General features: G+C 71.6%; 15 protein-coding genes. 7 read left to right on the forward strand and 8 right to left on the reverse strand.

Features of this window, described 5'->3' with window-relative positions; all coding sequences use genetic code 11:
• Positions 1 to 900 (forward strand): alpha/beta fold hydrolase (locus PV341_RS34760; protein ID WP_500359925.1); only part of this gene is annotated, 900 nt, incomplete at its 5' end.
• Between the two features lie 184 nt (positions 901 to 1,084).
• Here PV341_RS34760 and PV341_RS34765 read toward each other — a convergent pair.
• From PV341_RS34765 to PV341_RS34775, 3 genes are all read right to left on the reverse strand, one after another.
• On the reverse strand, positions 1,085 to 2,191 hold the full coding sequence (locus PV341_RS34765; protein ID WP_499509193.1) for a type III polyketide synthase: 1,107 nt from the start codon (positions 2,189 to 2,191) through the stop codon (positions 1,085 to 1,087).
• Positions 2,192 to 2,571: 380 nt separating this feature from the next.
• Positions 2,572 to 3,777, reverse strand: coding sequence for a cytochrome P450 (locus tag PV341_RS34770; RefSeq protein ID WP_500328861.1), 1,206 nt, complete (start codon positions 3,775 to 3,777; stop codon positions 2,572 to 2,574).
• Positions 3,778 to 3,939: 162 nt separating this feature from the next.
• Positions 3,940 to 4,095: a DUF6131 family protein gene (locus PV341_RS34775; RefSeq protein WP_499509195.1), complete on the reverse strand. Its 156-nt coding sequence runs from the start codon at positions 4,093 to 4,095 to the stop codon at positions 3,940 to 3,942.
• Between the two features lie 634 nt (positions 4,096 to 4,729).
• Between PV341_RS34775 and PV341_RS34780 the strand changes: the two genes are divergently transcribed.
• From PV341_RS34780 to PV341_RS34790, 3 genes are all read left to right on the forward strand, one after another.
• Entirely contained in the window at positions 4,730 to 6,091 is a 1,362-nt protein-coding gene (locus PV341_RS34780) for a glycoside hydrolase family 16 protein (RefSeq protein ID WP_500359929.1), read from the forward strand.
• Between the two features lie 425 nt (positions 6,092 to 6,516).
• A complete protein-coding gene (locus tag PV341_RS34785) occupies positions 6,517 to 7,794 on the forward strand; it encodes an MFS transporter (protein ID WP_500328862.1) in 1,278 nt (425 codons plus the stop codon).
• Positions 7,795 to 7,910: 116 nt separating this feature from the next.
• Positions 7,911 to 8,135, forward strand: a complete 225-nt coding sequence (locus PV341_RS34790; protein ID WP_500328863.1) for a hypothetical protein — start codon at positions 7,911 to 7,913, stop codon at positions 8,133 to 8,135.
• 103 nt (positions 8,136 to 8,238) lie between these two features.
• Here PV341_RS34790 and PV341_RS34795 read toward each other — a convergent pair whose 3' ends face one another.
• Together PV341_RS34795 and PV341_RS34800 are read right to left on the reverse strand one after the other, a co-directional pair.
• Positions 8,239 to 8,739: a DinB family protein gene (locus tag PV341_RS34795; RefSeq protein ID WP_500328864.1), complete on the reverse strand. Its 501-nt coding sequence runs from the start codon at positions 8,737 to 8,739 to the stop codon at positions 8,239 to 8,241.
• A 542-nt stretch (positions 8,740 to 9,281) separates the two neighbouring features.
• On the reverse strand, positions 9,282 to 11,351 hold the full coding sequence (locus tag PV341_RS34800; protein WP_500328865.1) for a SpoIIE family protein phosphatase: 2,070 nt from the start codon (positions 11,349 to 11,351) through the stop codon (positions 9,282 to 9,284).
• A gap of 190 nt (positions 11,352 to 11,541) precedes the next feature.
• On the opposite strand from PV341_RS34800, the gene PV341_RS34805 reads away from it, so the two are divergent.
• Positions 11,542 to 12,117: a type 1 glutamine amidotransferase domain-containing protein gene (locus PV341_RS34805; RefSeq protein WP_500328866.1), complete on the forward strand. Its 576-nt coding sequence runs from the start codon at positions 11,542 to 11,544 to the stop codon at positions 12,115 to 12,117.
• 12 nt (positions 12,118 to 12,129) lie between these two features.
• On the opposite strand, the gene PV341_RS34810 is transcribed toward PV341_RS34805, so the two are convergent.
• Together PV341_RS34810 and PV341_RS34815 are read right to left on the reverse strand one after the other, a co-directional pair.
• The gene (locus PV341_RS34810; protein WP_500328867.1) at positions 12,130 to 12,789 is read right to left on the reverse strand and encodes a response regulator; all 660 of its coding nucleotides are present in this window, start codon (positions 12,787 to 12,789) and stop codon (positions 12,130 to 12,132) included.
• Entirely contained in the window at positions 12,786 to 13,742 is a 957-nt protein-coding gene (locus PV341_RS34815) for a HAMP domain-containing sensor histidine kinase (RefSeq protein ID WP_500328868.1), read from the reverse strand. Before PV341_RS34815 ends, PV341_RS34810 begins: the two co-directional genes overlap by 4 nt.
• A gap of 266 nt (positions 13,743 to 14,008) precedes the next feature.
• Here PV341_RS34815 and PV341_RS34820 point away from each other — a divergent pair, with 266 nt between their 5' ends.
• Both PV341_RS34820 and PV341_RS34825 read left to right on the forward strand, forming a co-directional pair.
• A complete protein-coding gene (locus tag PV341_RS34820) occupies positions 14,009 to 14,290 on the forward strand; it encodes a DUF3040 domain-containing protein (RefSeq protein ID WP_500359926.1) in 282 nt (93 codons plus the stop codon).
• A gap of 160 nt (positions 14,291 to 14,450) precedes the next feature.
• A complete protein-coding gene (locus tag PV341_RS34825; protein WP_500328870.1) occupies positions 14,451 to 16,031 on the forward strand; it encodes a multicopper oxidase family protein in 1,581 nt (526 codons plus the stop codon).
• Positions 16,032 to 16,059: 28 nt separating this feature from the next.
• Here PV341_RS34825 and PV341_RS34830 read toward each other — a convergent pair.
• Positions 16,060 to 17,131 (reverse strand): DUF6777 domain-containing protein (locus PV341_RS34830; RefSeq protein WP_500359927.1); only part of this gene is annotated, 1,072 nt, incomplete at its 5' end.

The raw sequence follows: 17,131 nt of genomic DNA on the forward strand, positions 1-17,131 counted from the left end.
CCCCTGATCGACCCCCTGTCCCCCGGCACCCACACCTTCGAGGTGGACGGGGTGGCCCAGCGTTACCACGTCCACGGCACCGGACCTGTGTGCATCGCGCACTCCGGCGGGCCGGGCGTGTTCTGGGAGTACCTGCGCATGCCCGAGGTCGAACGGCACCTGACGGTCGTCTACCCGGAGCCGGTCGGCACCGGCGGCTCGGGCCGTCTCCCCTCGCACCCGCACGGCTACACCCGTGAGCGCTACAGCCGGTTCCTGGACGCGCTCGTCGACCACCTGGGCGCCCCTCGCGTGCACCTCCTGGGGCATTCGCACGGCGGCTTCGTCGTCCAGTACCACGCGCTGCACCGGCCCGCGCGTGTCGCCGGGATCGTCCTGTACGACAGCGCGCCGGTCACCGGCCCCGAGCACGGCGCCGAGGCGATGCGCATGGTCGAGGAGTTCGCCGCCCGGCACGCCGGTCACCCCGGTCTGCCGGAGGTCCTGGAAGCCTTCCAGAAGGTGTCCGCCATCTCCGACGACGCGGGTATGACGGCGGTCCTCAAGGGGCTGCTGCCCGCCTACTTCGCGGACTACTGGGGCCGGGAGGAGGAGTTCGCGCCCCTGAGCGCCGCGGTGTCGGGCACGCACATCTCGGGGCTGGGCGAGGACCTGGTCCCCGATGCCGTCGACGACCGCGGGCGGTTGGGGGCGCTCACCGTGCCGGCGCTGGTCGTGGTGGGCCGGTACGACGTGGTCTGCGGGATGCGCTGGGCCGGTGAACTGCACGAGCTGATCCCCCAATCGGAGCTGCTGGTCCTGGAGAACAGCGGGCACTTCGGCCACATCGAGGAGCCCGGCCGCTTCGCGGAGGCCGTGGTGGGCTTCGTGACCGCCCGCGAGCGGGCGGTCCCCGCGTGACGGGCCCCGCGTGACAGCCCCCGCGTGACGGGCCCGGGGAAACGGGCGCGACGCGACGGCCGCGCGGCCGTCGCGTCGCAAGGCTGAACGGGCCTCACCCGGCCGGTGGGGCCGGGCCGGCGGATGGGGGGACGCCATGGCGACCCGGCCACCGCCGGCCCTGACCGTCACCGGGGCCGCGGCCTCAGGTGATGACGTCGTACTCCCCGTAGGAGTGCTGGGGCGTCATCGTGGCGTCGAGCCCGTTGGTGACCCAGGTCCCCAGGACCATCTCCGCGGTGATGCCCGGGCCGAAGCCCGCCAGCAGTCCGCGGTGCCCGTCGAGGGCGGAGCCCTCCTCGAACATCCGGTACAGGGCGTCGAGGACGACGGCGCTCGCGATGTTGCCGTACTCGGTCAGCGTGGCCCGGCTGAAGCGGAACGACTCCGGCGGGACCCCGAGGAAGCGGCAGAGGTCGTCCAGGATGCGGGGACCGCCGGCGTGGATGATGTAGTAGTCCAGCTTGGCGGCGTTCCACGCGTGGTCCTCCGCGACCTGGCGCAGCACCGGTGCCAGGGGCTCCATGGTGCCGGGTACGCGCTTGTCGAGCTGGAAGTGGAAGCCCGTCTGGCGCACCGCGTAGGAGATCCACTCCTCGGTGTTCGGGATGAGGTAGGAGGCGTTGCGCTCCAGCCGCATCCCGGTGCCGCCGCTGCCCCGGACCACGGCGGCGGCGATGCCGTCGCCGAACAGCCCGTTGGACAGCAGCGTTCCGACGCTGAGGTCCGTGGGCTGGTAGCACAGCGAGCAGAACTCGCATGCCACGATCAGGGCGTTGGCCTCCGGGTACGCCGTGCAGAAGTCGTGGGCGCGGTTGATGGCCGCGCCTCCTGCCGCACAACCGAGCTGCGCGATGGGCAGCTGGCGGGTGTCGTGGCGGAATCCCATCTTGTTGATGAGCCACGCCGTCAGCGACGGCATCATGAAGCCCGTGCACGAGACGTACACGATGATGTCGATCTCGTCGGGCTCCAACTCGGCCTGGTCCAACGCCTGTCGTATGACGGCCGGTACCCGCGCCTTCGACTCCGCCTCGTAGATCTGGCTGCGTACGTCGAAACCCGGATGTTTGAGCACCTCTTCGATCGGCTGGATCAGGTGCCGCTTCTGAACACCCGTGTTCTCAATGAGCCTGAGGGTCAGGCCGAGTTGCGGGTGGTCCTTGTGCAGCCGTCGTGCCAGCTCAAGCGTTTGTTCGCAGGTGATAACGTTGTCGGGAACCGAGATCACCGGCTTGCACAGAACAGCCATGCGTGGCTCCATTTCCTGCCCCTCGGCGGGCTATGGTCCATGTGGCGCGCTGCTCCGGGATTTCCGGAGCAGGCCCGTACCTGTCACGAAAATGCGGTAGGGGGTACGAGCGCATTTCATGTGCGCGCCCACAGAAGGCCTGACGTTCACGAGGTCCCGGCAAAAGACGGTTCACAAAAGGGGACCGGCTGCTGTCGAAGTGGATTCATGGCCTGTTCAGATTTGCGTCCACCAGGAAAACGTACGTCACTTGGGCGGATTTCGCATGTCGGAGCGGCCCGCACCCGCCGTCACGAGGGAGAACGCGACGGAACCGGCCCCGCACCCGTGCGGGTGCGGGGCCGGGACGGAGGCCGGAGCGGGGCCGGAGCGGACACAGGTCACCAGGCGACGTGCAGGGCCACCGGGTAGCGCCAGATCGACGTGGCGCTCCAGCGGACCTCGTCGGCGGGCTTGGCCAGCCTCAGGTCCGGGAAGCGGCGCAACAGCTCCCTGAAGGCCACCTGCAGCTCCATGGTCGCCAGCGGCGCGCCGAGGCAGTGGTGACCGCCCCAGCCGAAGGTCATGTGGGGCGTACCGGCGCGGTCCAGGTCCAGCTCGTCGGGACGGTCGAACTTCTCCGGGTCGCGGTTCGCGGTCAGGTACGAGACGTGGACGACGTCGCCGGCCCGGATCAGCACGCCGCCCATCTCCACGTCCTCGACGGCGATCCGCGGGATGCCGACGCCCTTGCGGAACGGGATGTACCGCAGCATCTCCTCGATGGCCTGCGGGATGCGGTCCGGCTGCTCGCGCAGCATGGCCAGCTCGCGCGGGCGGGTGAGCAGGGTGTAGGCGATGTTGCCGATCTCGTTCGACGTGGTGTCCTGGCCCGTGATGAGCAGGACCATGGCCATGACGGCGAGTTCCTTGTCGTTGAGGATCTCGTCCCCGTCACGGGCGGTGGCCAGCACGCTGACCAGGTCGTCGCCCGGGCGGGCGCGCCGTTCGGCGGTGAGCTTGGTGAAGTACTCCCGCAGGTAGGCCTTGGAGTGGACGGCGTTGTCCCGGTTGTCGGGGCTGAAGTCCATCATGGTGCGGGCGTGGCCCCGCAGCTCCCAGCTGTCCTCGTCGGGGATGTCGAGCACCTCGCAGATGGCGGCCAGCGGGAGCGGCGCCGCGAGGTGCTCCACGAGGTCGGCCGGGGAGCCGCTCTCCTCCATGCCGTCGAGCAGTTCGGTGACGACCCGCTCGATGCTGGGGCGCATGTGCTCGACGTTCCGGGGCGTGAAGCCCTTGGAGACCAGCGAGCGCAGCCGGCTGCTGTCCGGCGGGTCCATCACGTTGATGGCCTCGTCCTGGACGATCGGCTCCGGCGTCATGCGGGGGAAGTCCTTGCCGACGACGGCGGCGCGGCTGAAACGCCGGTCGGTCGTCACCGTCCGCACGTCCTCGTACCGCGTGACGAGCCAGGCCTCACCCTCGCCGTGCGGCAGCTTGATGCGGGAGATCTGCTCGTTCTCCATGAAGCGCTTCAGCTGCGGATCGAACTCGAGGGCTTCGGCGAAGTCGAAGGGGCAGTTGTGCGCGGAGGAACCGGATTCCATGCGAATACTCCAGTGCACCTGGGCGTCGGGGGGACATATCACAACCAATCCCCCGCGCGCGCAGGTGACCACTGCAGGCAGCCCATCCGGGCGACCCATGCCCATGAGGGTGCCGCGCCCTCGGGGACACGGGGCGCGGCACGTGCTCGGGCTCACCGGCCGTCAGTAGTAGTGGCGGCGCCCCGCGACGGCGTGTCCCATGGCACCCAGGACCCAGAGCACGAGGCCGATGACCACGAGGATGGCTCCCAGGGTCCACAGGATGGAGATTCCGGCGAGGAATCCGATGATGAGCAGGATGATACCGAGGATGATCATGTTGTACTCCCTTACGCGGCCCTGGTCGCCGTTGCCCTGTGCCGGGCCGGTGGCACCGGGGGTGCGAGCCCCGGGGCGGTGACCGCACGGTGCGCGGTCACGCCGGGCCTCGCTCAGCCGGACCGGCCGTCGGCGTCGCCTGCCGTCCACGCCTCCGACGTGAACCTGCCGGCATCGCATTCACCCCCATTCCTCCATGGATCGGCTACCCAGGTCTTCGCGTTTCATGACCGCCGGATTCGGCCGGAGTGATGTCCACCGGGACCATCGCCCTCACGGTGAGAGCGCTCTCAGCAGCGCGAACGTGGTCGACAGGACCACCTGACCACGCCACTGGCGGCCCCCAACGCCCGCCCCCCGGCTGCCGTTTCCCGCCCGCAGCACAAGCCGGGCCGCCCGCGGCCGACGCCACTGACTCCAAGCAGTGAAGGCAGGAAACCGCGCGCGACTTCTTTTGTTCCCTGTATTGACCGCGGTTCACCCTGGCGGGAAGGTGTTCCCGCCATATGAGAGCGCTCTCAGCCGCTCTCCACCCGGAACCGCACCCTTCCCCGGCACCGATCCCGAGGAGGCATCACCCGTGACCGCGCGTACGACCACCGGCAGGCGCCACGCCGCCGGACCGCTCACCCTGATGGTGGCCGCTGCAGCCACCGTGGCCGCGCTCTGCCTGGGCCTGCTCGGCTCGGCCAGGGCCGCCGTCCCGCCGGCACCGTCCGGCTGGACCACCGTCTGGAGCGACGACTTCAGCGGGGCCGCCAACACCCTCCCGTCCGGCGACAACTGGATCATCGACACCGGCACCAGCTACCCCGGCGGCGCCGCCAACTGGGGCACCGGCGAGGTGCAGACCTACACCTCCAACACCGCCAACCTCCGCCAGGACGGCTCGGGCAACCTGCGCATCACCCCGATCCGGGACTCCGCGGGGAACTGGACCTCCGGGCGCGTCGAGACCCGCCGCAGCGACTTCGAGCCCCCGTCGGGCGGCAAGCTCCGCATCGAGTCCCGCATCCAGATGCCGAACGTCACCGGCGCGGCCGCGGCCGGCTACTGGCCGGCCTTCTGGACGCTGGGCGCGCCGTACCGGGGCAACTACTGGAACTGGCCGTCCATCGGCGAGTTCGACCTGATGGAGAACGTGAACGGCGTCAACCAGGTCTGGGGCACGCTGCACTGCGGCACCAACCCGGGCGGCCCCTGCAACGAGACCAGCGGCCTCGGCACCACCCGCGCCTGCCCCGGCAGCGCCTGCCAGGGCAACTTCCACACCTTCGCCTTCGAGTGGGACCGCAGCGTCAGCCCCCAGCAGCTGCGCTGGTACGTCGACGGGGTCCAGTTCCACTCGGTGAGCGCGAGCCAGATGGACGCGTCCACCTGGAACGCGGCCACGGGCCACGGCCACTTCATCCTGCTGAACGTCGCGATGGGCGGGGCCTTCCCCGACCCGGTGGCGGGGTACAAGACTCCGACGGCCTCCACGGTCTCGGGCGTACCCATGCTGGTCGACTACGTCGCGGTCTACAGCTCCGGCGGCGGTAGCACCCAGCCCCCGACCTCTCCCCCGCCGACCGGGGGCACGGGCAGCGCCTACGGCACCCTCCAGGCCGAGTCGTACTCGCAGCAGTCCGGCACGACCGTCGAGACGACGGCGGACAGCGGCGGCGGCCAGAACCTCGCCTCGCTCGCGAACGGCGACTGGGCGCTCTACCCGGGCGTCGACTTCGGGACGACCACGGCCCGGCAGTTCAAGGCCCGGGTCGCCTCCGGGGCCGCGGGCGGCGTGAGCGGCCTGGTCGAGGTCCGGCTGGACAGCCGGAGCAACGCCCCGATCGGCAGCTTCTCCGTCGCCAACACCGGCGGCTGGCAGAGCTGGACGACGATCCCCGCGAACATCTCGGGCATCACCGGCAAGCACGACGTGTACCTGACGTTCAGCAGCGGCCAGCCGGCCGACTTCGTGAACGTCAACTGGTTCACCTTCAGCACCACCTGACACCCCACGCCGCCCGTGGCGTCCCCGGCCCGACCGGGGACGCCACGGGCGGCGCCCTGCGCCGCGACATGCGCGCCTGGAAGACCCGGTCCCTGGGACACAGCGGCGAGGACATCTCCTGGAAGGAGGGGCGTGCCTGACCCGCGGCCCCGGCTGCGCGTCCGCGCCTTCCGAGCGGGCCGCGGGCCGCGGGCCGCGGGCCTGAGCCTCAGGCCAGGAACGCCGCGGAAACGAGGGCCAGGGCCCCACCGGCGGCTCCGGCACTCACGAGCAGGGCGAGCACGGCGTACGCCCTGAGGCAATCACCGGCGGGCCGCTCAAGGGAGGGCCCGGGCCGCCGGCCCTACCCGCCGACGGCTCCAGCGTGTCGTGGGGCGACCGCAAAGCCTCCGTGACGGCACGAGGGGCTCCTCTAAGCTCTGCGCATGACGGCCCGTCACGATGCCCTGGTCCAGCAGGAATCCGCACCCCCGTCGAACGCGCTGTGGCGCAACCGGGACTACGTGGGGTGGTGGGTCGGTGAGACGGTGTCGGGATTCGGTACCGCTCTGTCGGCCTTTGCGTATCCGCTTCTGATCCTCACAGCGACCGGATCCGCAGCCAGTGCGGGTATCGTCGGCTCGACCGTGAGCATCGGCGCCCTCACGACGATGCTGGTCGGCGGCTCGCTCGCCGACCGCCGTTCACGGCGCATGCTTCTCCTGGCAGGTTCCCTGATGCAGGCTGTCGCGGTCGGCTCCGTCTGCTGGGCTGTGGCCTTCGACCAGGTCAATGTCGCGTATGTCGCTGCGATCGGGCTGTTCCAGGGCTTTGTCGGGGGATTGACCTCCGGTGCGTCTCGTCCGGCCCTTCGGCGAATTGTGCCGCCAGAGCAGCTTCCGACGGCCTTCTCGCAGATGCAGGGTCGCGACATGGCGGTCAGACTGGCTGCGCCTCCTACCGGGGGCTTCCTGTTTTCCCTTGCGCGTTGGGTGCCGTTCCTCGGGGACGCCGTCTCCTTCCTTGTGAGTGCCCTGGGTGTGCTGTTGATCCGTCAGCCGCTGGGGCCGGACGTCAGGGAAGCGCGGAGGGAGTCCGTCGTGGCGAGCATCCGCACGGGACTCGCATACGTTCGCCGTGATGCCTATCTGCGGTTCCTGACGATCTACACCGCCACGTTCAACGCAGCGGTGGCCGGCATGTTCCTCCTGGTGATCGTGCTGGTCCGTGGTCACGGTGGCGGCCCGATGCTTGTGGGCTGGGTGAATTCGATCGGTGCTGTCGGAGGTCTCGCCGGAGCCGTCTTCGCAGGCCGTGTCACCAGGCGCTTCCACGGCCGTGCCATCGTGGTCCTGCTCTCGTGGGTCACCGTGGTGGTTTTCGCGGCGATCGGGGTCGTCCCGCTGCCGTGGCTGATAGGTGTGCTGGTGGCCGTGCTGCTGTTCCTGGTGTCGCCGATCAACGTCATCTTCGCCACGTACGAGACCCGGATGATCCCGGACGAACTCATGGGCCGGGTCAGCAGCGCGATCGACTTCGGCGCCTCCTCACTGCGATGGCTGGGCCCCCTCTCCGCGGGAATCCTGTCATCCGCGTTCGGCCCGACCACCGCGATGCTGCTCCTGACGGCAGTGGTCGCCCTTGTGGCCGTGGGTACTCAAGTCGCCCGCGGACTGCGCGTGCTGGACGTTCCCATCGGTGATGTACGACCCGGCAGCGTCTGACGGCGGGCCCGTCCACCGATGAACGCACCTGCGACGAGCCGTCACCGTCATGGCTAGGGTGGGCGGCTCCACGGCGACCGACCGGGCGTCCGCGGAACCGGAGGAGGGGATCCGCGATGAGTGCTGGGTTCAGGGCGGCCTACGACCTCGGGTTGGGGGTGGCCCTGCTGCTGGTGGCGCTCAACGTGGGCGGTGCGGCGGGCCGGCTTCACCGCTGTGCGGCGCGTCATCCGAGGGCCGGCGCCGTCCTCGCTCCCGTGGTGCTGAGGGCCGTGGGTGCCGTCTTCGGTGTGATCGGCACGACGATCGGCGCGGTCCGGCTGGTTCATGCCGCGGCATAGGTGCTGACCGCGACGCCCGTCACGCATGCTTCGGGCGCGCGATGAAGAGGGCCACGTCGTCGCGGTCGGCGTACCGCCCTGTGAACGGTCCGGAGCTCCGGCGCTACTCGCCGACGGCTCCGTCGATCGCCTCGCGCAGCAGATCGGCGTGGCCGTTGTGCCGTGCGTACTCCTCGATCATGTGGGTGAGCACGTAGCGAAGTGAGATCGTCTCCCCCCGAAACTCCACCGTGTCGTCGAGCGACCGGAAGGCGTCCGCAACAGCACGCGAGCGTTCGCACGCCTCACGCCACCATGCGAACGCCTCGTCGACGTCGGCGCCGTCCACATGGAATTCCCCGAAGACGCCATCGACCGCGGGCCACAGTGCCGCACGCCGCTCGTCGCTCAACACCGCGAACCAACTGCGTTCGACCTCCGCTGCATGCCTGACAAGGCCCAGCAGGGACAGGCCTGAAGTCGGCACCGCCTTCTCCTTCAGCTGGGCGCCGGTCAGCCCCTCGCACTTCATGGCCAGCGTGGCGCGTTGATAGTCGAGGAACGAGGTCAGCGACGAACGGTCGTCGCCCACCTTGGAAGGTGCCCTGCGCTGGTCATGACTCATTCGGCGATCATGACAAGGGATGGGTCCACCGAGCCACCTCGGTCCGGAGGACGGACATCACGCCCTCATCCCCCGTCCGCCGGGAGCAGGGCATTCGCAGCTCGCAGAGCGAAGCGGCCTCGAGGCGGAGTGGATCGAGGTCACGGACCCCACCGCGATGCGGGCCACCGCCACGCCCACACGCTCCGGGTCCGTGGTTGTCCTCGCCGTCACATCTGCGTGGTCTTGGTCGGGCACCGGCAGCCGAACGAGGTTGCTGAACACGTACTCGCCGTGCGCCTCAGAGAATCCATCGGCCCACAACTCGACGACGGGCCTGCGACGAGTTCCACATGCCACCGGCTCGGTGGACCAGCGACCAGCTCCATGCCCGCAGGGTACGGACACACCTGACTCGGACCGCCGGCGCTCCGCGCGGTGGAGGCCGGGCCCGTCCGTGGTGAACCTGCCGTCGAGGTGGTGGACGCCGTCCGCACGGTCGGGGCGCTGCTCGCCCATGTCCGTGGCCGTCAGCGCGAGCCACCGTGAGGAGATGGCGCCCGTCACGCATCCTTCGGGCGCGCGATGAGGAGGGCCACGTCGTCGCGGTCGGCGGGGTGGCGCAGCGCGGCGAGGAGGCGGTCGCAGGTTTGCTCGACCGGTTCGTCGGGGGCGTCCAGGAGGCGGAGGAGGTCGTCGAGGCGCTCGTCGATGGCGCGGTCGCGGGTCTCGACCAGACCGTCGGTGTAGAGGACGAGGCGGTCGCCAGGGACGAGGTCGACGGTGGTGCTCTCGAAGGGCACGCCGCCGACCCCCAGGGGGGTGCCGGTGGGCAGTTCGAGCAGTTCCGGGCGCTTGCCGGCGCGGACGACGACCGGGGGCAGGTGGCCGGCGTTGGCGAGGTGGCAGACTCCGCGACCGGGGTCGTGGATCGCGTAGACGCAGGTCGCGATGTAGGGGTCCAGCCCGTGGGTGATCCGGTCGAGGTGGCCGAGGACCTGGGCGGGGTCGAGGTCGAGGCCCGCGAGGGTGGAGGTCGCGGTGCGCAGGCGTCCCATGGTGGTCGCCGCGGGGACGCCGCTGCCCATGACGTCGCCGATGACGAGGGCGACCCTGCCGTCGTCGAAGGGGATCACGTCGTACCAGTCGCCGCCCACCTCGCTGCTGGCCTGCGCCGCGCAGTAGCGGGCGGCGAGTTCGAGGCGGGGGTGGGCCGAGGGAAGTCGCGGGAGGAGGCTGCGCTGAAGGGTCTCGGCGGTGCTGCGCAGTTGCTGGTGGAGGCGGGCGTTGTCGATGGACACGGCGGCGCGGGAGGCCAGTTCGCAGGCGAGGGTCTGGTCGTCCTCGTCGAAGGGCTGCGGGGTGCGGGCCCGGGCCAGGCCGAGGACGCCGAGGATCCGGCCGCGGGCGATGAGCGGTACCGCCATGGCCGTGTGGACGCCCGCCCGGGCCAGCAGCGCGGCGGCGTCGGGGTCGCGGGCGATGTGCACCAGGCTCCGCTCGTCGGCGTGGGTGATCAGGCCGGGGCGGCCGGTGTCCAGGCACCGGGCGGCCAGGTGGTCGGGGCCGTAGGAGACGAGGCGGCCGGGCCGGCCGAAGGCCCCTGCCGCCTCACTGGCCTCGGTGCACTTGGAGGACAGTGCGCGGAAGCGGGGGCGGTCGTGGCCGGGCTCGCCGCCGTCGTCGCGCAGCGCGGAGTCGAGGACGTCGACGGCGGCGAAGTCGGCGAGTTCGGGGACGACGACGTCGGCGAGTTCCCGGGCGGTGTCCTCCACGTCCAGGGACGTGCCGATCCGGGCGGAGCTGTCGGCGATCACGGCGAGTCGCGCCCGGGCGCGGTCGGCCTCCTGGGCGGAACGGTGCCGGTCGGTGACGTCCACCACGGAGGTGGCGATGCCCAGGACGTGCCCGTTCCCGTCCTCCAGCCGGAAGTACGAAACCGACCAGGCGCGGTCGGTGGCGGGGTCCGCGGGCGTATGGCCGACGACGTACCGGTCGACGATCGGTGTGCCCGTCCGCAGGACCTGCCGGATCGCGTCCTCCGCCATGCGGAACCTGGCCCCGGGGAGCACCTCGCGGAAGGGGCGCCCGATGTGGTCGCCCTCGGCGAGGCCGTGCATCTCGGCGAGGGCGGGGTTGACGGAGAGGTAGCGCAGGTCGGTGTCGAGCACGGCGAGCCCGATCGGGGACTGGGAGACCAGCTGGAGGGAGAGGGCCAGGCCGCGTTCCAGGCGCTGCAGTACGGGCCGGTCGGTGGCGATCCCCAGCGCGTAGACGCGGCCGCGGCTGTCCGTGAGGCGGACGTTGCGGAACTCCGCCAGCCGGGTGCTGCCGTCCTTGTGGCGCACGGGGAACGCTCCCGACCAGCTGCGGCCGGTCTCCAGCACCTCCGCGAACAGCCTCATGGCGTCGCCGCGGTGCTCGGGCCGGACGAGCAGCGGCGCGGCGTACTGGCCGACGGCCTCGCCCGCGGTGTAGCCGAACAGTTGTTCCGCCTGCGGGCTCCACATGTCGATGCGCCCGTCCGACTCGAGCAGCACCGCGGCGACTCCCAGGAGGTCCATGAGTCCGCTGGGGCCGAGTGCCCTGGCCTCGAGCTGATCGGTCCCGAGCGGTGTCCGCGCTTCGCTCATCGCAGGCTCCCTCTTCGCCCGCCCCTGGCCGATCCCTTCCGCTTTCCCGTCCGTCCGCCTACCCCGGCTCCGGCGAGTGAGTCCTGCTCGTGGACGCCTCCGGCGGCCCTTGGACGGCCAGGTTTCCCGGGCCCGCTCCCCGGGCAGGCGCCCATATCGCACAAGAAGCCCACAGAAGAGGGAAAAACCCATGGCTGCAGATTTCCCGGGCGGCCGCCGCGTCCTGGCGGTCGTCTCCAACTACGGGGTCGAGCAGGACGAGCTGGTCGTCCCCGTCGAGCACCTCCGTGACAAGGGCGCCGAGGTCACCGTCGCCGCGACGCGCCGCGACGCCGTACGCACCCTGGTCGGGGACAAGGATCCCGGCAAGGTCGTGGAGCCGGACACCACCCTCGACGAGGTGGACCCCACCGGTTTCGACCTGCTGCTCATCCCGGGCGGCACGATCAACGCCGACAACCTCCGCCTCCAGGGGAAGGCGATGGACGTCGTGCGCGCGTTCGCCTCGTCGGGGCGTCCGATCGCGGCGATCTGCCACGGCCCGTGGGCGCTCGTGGAGGCGGGCGTCGCGAAGGGGAAGACGCTGACCTCGTACGCCTCGGTGCGGACCGACCTGCTCAACGCGGGCGTCGCGTCCTGGGTCGACGAACCCGTGGTGAGCGACGCCTCCGCGGGGTACCCGCTGGTCACCTCGCGCACACCGGAGGACCTGGACGCATTCCTGGGCGAGGTCGACAAGCTCCTCGTGGGCTCCGCCGGCTCCTGAGCGCTGTCGCGGTCAGGGCTCGATGAGCCCGGCCCGGATCGCGTAGCGCGTGAGTTCCAGTCGGTCGCGCAGGCCGAGCTTCTGCAGGAGGTTGGCGCGGTGGCGCTCGACCGTCTTGACGCTGATGAACAGCAGGCCGGCGATCTCCTGGGACGTGTGGCCCTCGGCGACGAGCTTGAGGATCTCCTCCTCGCGTTCGGTGATGGCGCGGGCGGGCAGGGGCTCGCCCTGGCGGGCACGTTCGAGGTAGGTGCGGATCAGGGTGGTGACGGCGCCGGGGTAGATGAAGGGCTCGTCGCGCACGGCGGCCCTGCAGGCCTCGACCAGGTCGCGGTCGGCGACGGACTTCAGGACGTATCCGCTGGCCCCGGCCTTGAGGGCCTCGAAGAAGTACTGCTCGTTGTCGTACATGGTCAGGATCAGGATGCGCAGGTCCGGGCGGAGCCTGCTCAGTTCCCGCGCGGCCTGCAGGCCGGTCATGCGGGGCATGGCGATGTCCAGGACGGCCAGGTCGACCTGCTCCCCGCGGGCCTTGGCGACGGCCTCGGCGCCGTCACCGGCCTCGGCGACGACGGTCAGGTCGGGTTCGCCGTCGAGGATCAGCCGGACGCCCCGCCGAACCAGCGCGTGGTCGTCGGCGAGGAGGATCCGGGTGCGCGGCGGGGCGGTCATCGCGGGCCGTCCGCCGCCGGAGCGGGTACGTCCAGGCGGACGTCGGTGCCGCCGCCGGGGGCGGCACCGACCGCCAGGCGGGCGCCGATGAGCAGCGCGCGTTCGCGCATGCCGCGCATCCCGGAGCCCTCGGGGACCTCGCCGATGCCTTTGCCGTTGTCCCTGACCAGGAGCTCGGCCCCGCCTCCGGGAACGGCGCCCAGGTGGATCTCCACCCGGTCCGCGCCGGAGTGGCGGGCCGCGTTGGTGACCGCCTCCTGGGCGACCCGGTAGAGCACCAGCTCGGTCTCGTGGCCGAACGGGGGGAGCGCGGGCCCGAAGCGGTCCACGACCGTGAGCCCGGGGGCGGTGAACTCGCCGGCCAGGGCGCGCAGGGCACTGTGCAGGCCGAGTTCCTCCAGGACGCCGGGGCGCAGGCGGCGCGCGATGCGGCGGATCTCGTCGAGTCCGGCGCGGGTGGTCTCCTGCACCTGCCGCAGGTCGTCCTTGAGGGGATCGGGGGCCAGGTCGGCGCTGTGTCCCAGTTGCAGCACGACGGCGGTGAGGGTCTGGCCGACCTCGTCGTGGAGTTCCTGGGCGATGCGCTGCCGTTCGTCCTCCTGGGCGGTCAGCACGCGGGCGCTGGTGGTGGCGCGCTCGGACTCCAGGCGGTCGAGCATGGTGTTGAAGGTCGTGATCAGGGCGGCCATCTCCCCCGATCCGGTGACGGCGGGGCGACCCCCAGGACGGAGCAGGTCGGCGGAGTTCATCGCCCGGCTCAGCCGCTGCAGCGGTGCGAGCCCGACCCGGAGCAGCAGGGCGTTGGCGACGAGCATGGCGACCAGTCCCACGCCCAGCACCAGCGCTTCGCCCAGCAGCACGGGGGTGGAGACCGTGACGGGGCCGAGCAGGAGCACCGTGGCGACGACCAGCACCGCGCCGTTCAGCAGGAAGATCCGCCAGTAGAGCGACATGGTCCCGCCTTCCTCGGGGGGGCTTTCCTCCACTGTCCGCCGCCATCGCCGTGCCGTCCTGCGCGTGCCCTGCCGCGCTCCTCGTGCCGTGGGTGGTGGGTACCCGGGTCCCGCTTCCAGCCTGCGCCGGGCCGGGGGGCCGCCGCCATCGGGGCCGGCACCCATTTCCGCGCCCCGGGATTGGGTGCCGGCCCCGATGGTTCCGCGGGCGGGCGCGGGCGACGGTGGAGGGGACAGGGCCCACCCGGCTCCGGGAGGAGGACACCATGCCGTACCGGCACAAGGCCATCGAGGACATCGAGGCCGAGACCCGGCGCACCGACCCCCGCTTCGCCGAGGGGTTGCGCACCGGGCGCCCGTGCGCGCCGCGCGAGTACCGGCGGCGGCTGGGCTGGTTCCTGCTGGCGGTCGCGCTCGCCTGGATCCTCGTCGGCATCGTGCTCCCGCAGGGGTTGCTGATGGCGGCCGGACTGGTCCTGGCCGGAATCGCCGCGGGTGTCCTGGACCCCCGCCACGACACCGTGGGACGGGGGCGCAGGCGGACGTGATCCGGGCGCGGGGCGGACCGGACCGGGGGCCGGACGGGTGGCGGGCGGCTCCGAAGGTTGTTCGCGGGGCCCGCGTGTGGCGCCATCGCGCGCGGCTCTGGCGGGCTATTGTGACGCCGACCAATAAATTGCGCAAATCGTCACATTTTGGGAGCCCTACGTGATCGAAGGCATCGGCAGGCGCCGCTTTCTCGCCGCGGGGGCGGCCGTCGTCGGGGCGGGCGCGACGAGCAGGGCCTGGGCGGGTACACCGCTGGCCGATGTACCACCGGGCGGGATCCTGCGGAGCAAGGCTCGGCTCCCGCGCCCGTACCAGGTACCCCTGCCGGTCCCGCCGGTCCTGGAGCCCATGTTGCGGACCGCGACGACCGACTACTACCAGATGACCCAGCGCGCGGCGAAACTGGAGATCCTCCCGGGACTGCGCACCAACTGCTGGACGTACGACGGCCTCTTCCCCGGGCCCACGGTCGTCTCCCGCTCGGGGCGCCGCACTATCGTCACGCACCGCAACGAACTGCCCCAGCCGACCGTGGTCCACCTGCACGGCGGCCACACGCCCTCCGACAGCGACGGCTACCCGATCGACCTGACGATGCCCGTCGGCAGCAGCATGTCGTACGCCGACGCGATGGAGGGCATGCCGGAGATGCACGGCTCCGCCGGCCAGCTCAGCCACGGCCAGCGCAGCTACACGTATCCGATGCTGCAGCGCGCGGCGACGCTCTGGTACCACGACCACCGCATGGGCTACACCGGCCCGGCGGTGTACCGCGGACTGGCCGGGTTCCACCTCGTGACCGACGACGAGGAGGACCAGCTCGACCTGCCGCGCGGTTCCCGCGACATCCCGCTGCTGCTCGCGGACCGGGCGTTCGCCGAGAACGGGGCGCTGATGTACCCCGCGGTCGACTCCGGCATGCACAAGCCCGGCGTCGTGCACGCACATCACTTCGGCATGATGGGCGACGTCATCCTGGTCAACGGCGCCCCGTGGCCCGTGCACCGGGTCAAGCGGCAGCGCTACCGGCTGCGGTTCCTCAACGGCTGCAACGTACGGGACTTCCGCCTGGAGCTGGACCCTCCGCCGCCGGGCGGCAAGGGCCTGCTGCAGATCGGCAGCGACGGCGGACTGCTGGGCAGCCCGCTGGCCCACGACAGCCTGCGCATCGCCCCCGCCGAACGCTTCGACGTCATCGTGGACTTCGCCCGCTACCGGCCCGGTACCAAGGTGCGCCTGGTCAACCGGTTCGGCAGCGGCAGCACCGCGCAGGTCATGCGTTTCGACGTCTCGCCGTCGTCCCGGAAGCCGCACGACGACACCCACATCCCCAAGCGGCTGTCACGCCGCCCCGCCACCATCCTCGACCCCCGCAAGGCCGTGGCGCACCGGACCTTCGCGTTCCGGCACTCGCGCGACGGCTGGACGATCAACGGCCTGCCGTACAAGCCCGGCCGCTCGCTGGCCGACGTCAAGCTCGGCACGATCGAGATCTGGAAGTTCACCTCGGTGTTCTTCCATTCGGTGCACGTGCACCTGGACGCCTTCCGCGTGCTGTCCCGCAACGGCAAGAAGGCGGGCGCGTTCGACGCGGGCTGGAAGGACACGGTGGCGACGGGCCCGGGCGAGACCGTCGAGGTGGCGGTCCGCTTCACCGACTACGCGGGCAAGTTCATGATCCACTGCCACAACCTCGAGCACGAGGACATGGCGATGATGGCCGACTTCACCACGCGCTGAGGCACGGCGGCCCCGGCCCGGCGGTGTCCTAGGACGCGGCCGGGCCGGACGGCTGTCCGGGGGCGGTACCGCCGGGCGGGGGGCTCTCCCCTCCCGGCGGCCCGGGGGTGCCGGGGACCGGGCTCTGCGGAACGGGGCCCGTGCCGGGCGGCGGGGACTGCGGGGCGGTCCCGCCCTGTTCCCCCGTCGGTGCGGAGGGGCCCGTCGAACCGCCGCCCTCCTCCGGGGCGGCCGGTGAGCCACCCTGCGGCGACCCGGACGGGCCGCCGGAAGGCGCGTTCTGCGGGGGTGTGGTCCGCGTGTCGCCGGATGCCTTGCCGTCGCCGCTCTCGCGGGTGAACCACTCGCCGGTACCCGGGTCGCGGACCACGAACCTCTTCACCCGCTCGGTCGCCGGGGCCACCACCACCGTCCTCGACGGCTGGTAACCGGGCCACGCCCGGCCGACGGTCCTGGCACCGTCCCTCTGCTCGACCGGCCCGGTCAGCGGATTGCCGCAGGCGCAGCGCACCCGGGGCATCCCCCGGTCGTCCACCAGGACCGCGGTCCCGGCCTGCAGCACCGACTGGAAGGCGGTGGGCCGGCGGTCGCGGTAGCCGTGGTTGGTGACCCGCGTGTCCGCGCGGAGCTGAAGCGGGGTCAGGCCGCGCAGGTACGCCGGGACGCCCGCGGGCGCGAGGCCCAGCACCGAGGCGAACGCCCTGCTCTTCGACGGGTCCGACGACAGGGCGCTGATCTGCTTCTCCACGTCGCAGCTGGCGGCGTCGCGCGTGCCGCCGTACAGACCGGGCATGCCGCCGCTGTAGACCTGCCGTACGGTGCCCCCCGTCGTCGAGGGGGTCGGCAGCGCCGGTGTCGCCGAGGGCGCGGCGGTCTCCTCGGCCGTCGACCCCGTGAACGGGTTCGGTCCCGCGCTGCCCGCCGTCTGCAGGAACAGCTCGCCCTGCTTCCCGCCCGAGACGCCGCCGGGCCGGGTGAACACCACGGCCAGCGCCACCGCCGCCACCACCACCGCGGTGATCGCGGCCACCTTGGGCACCGAGCGCCACCAGGGCCGTTCGTGTCCTCCGCCGTCCCCGCCACCGGGTGGACCACCGGAC

The organism is Streptomyces sp. PA03-1a, assembly GCF_033792805.1.
Classification (GTDB): Bacteria; Actinomycetota; Actinomycetes; order Streptomycetales; family Streptomycetaceae; genus Actinacidiphila.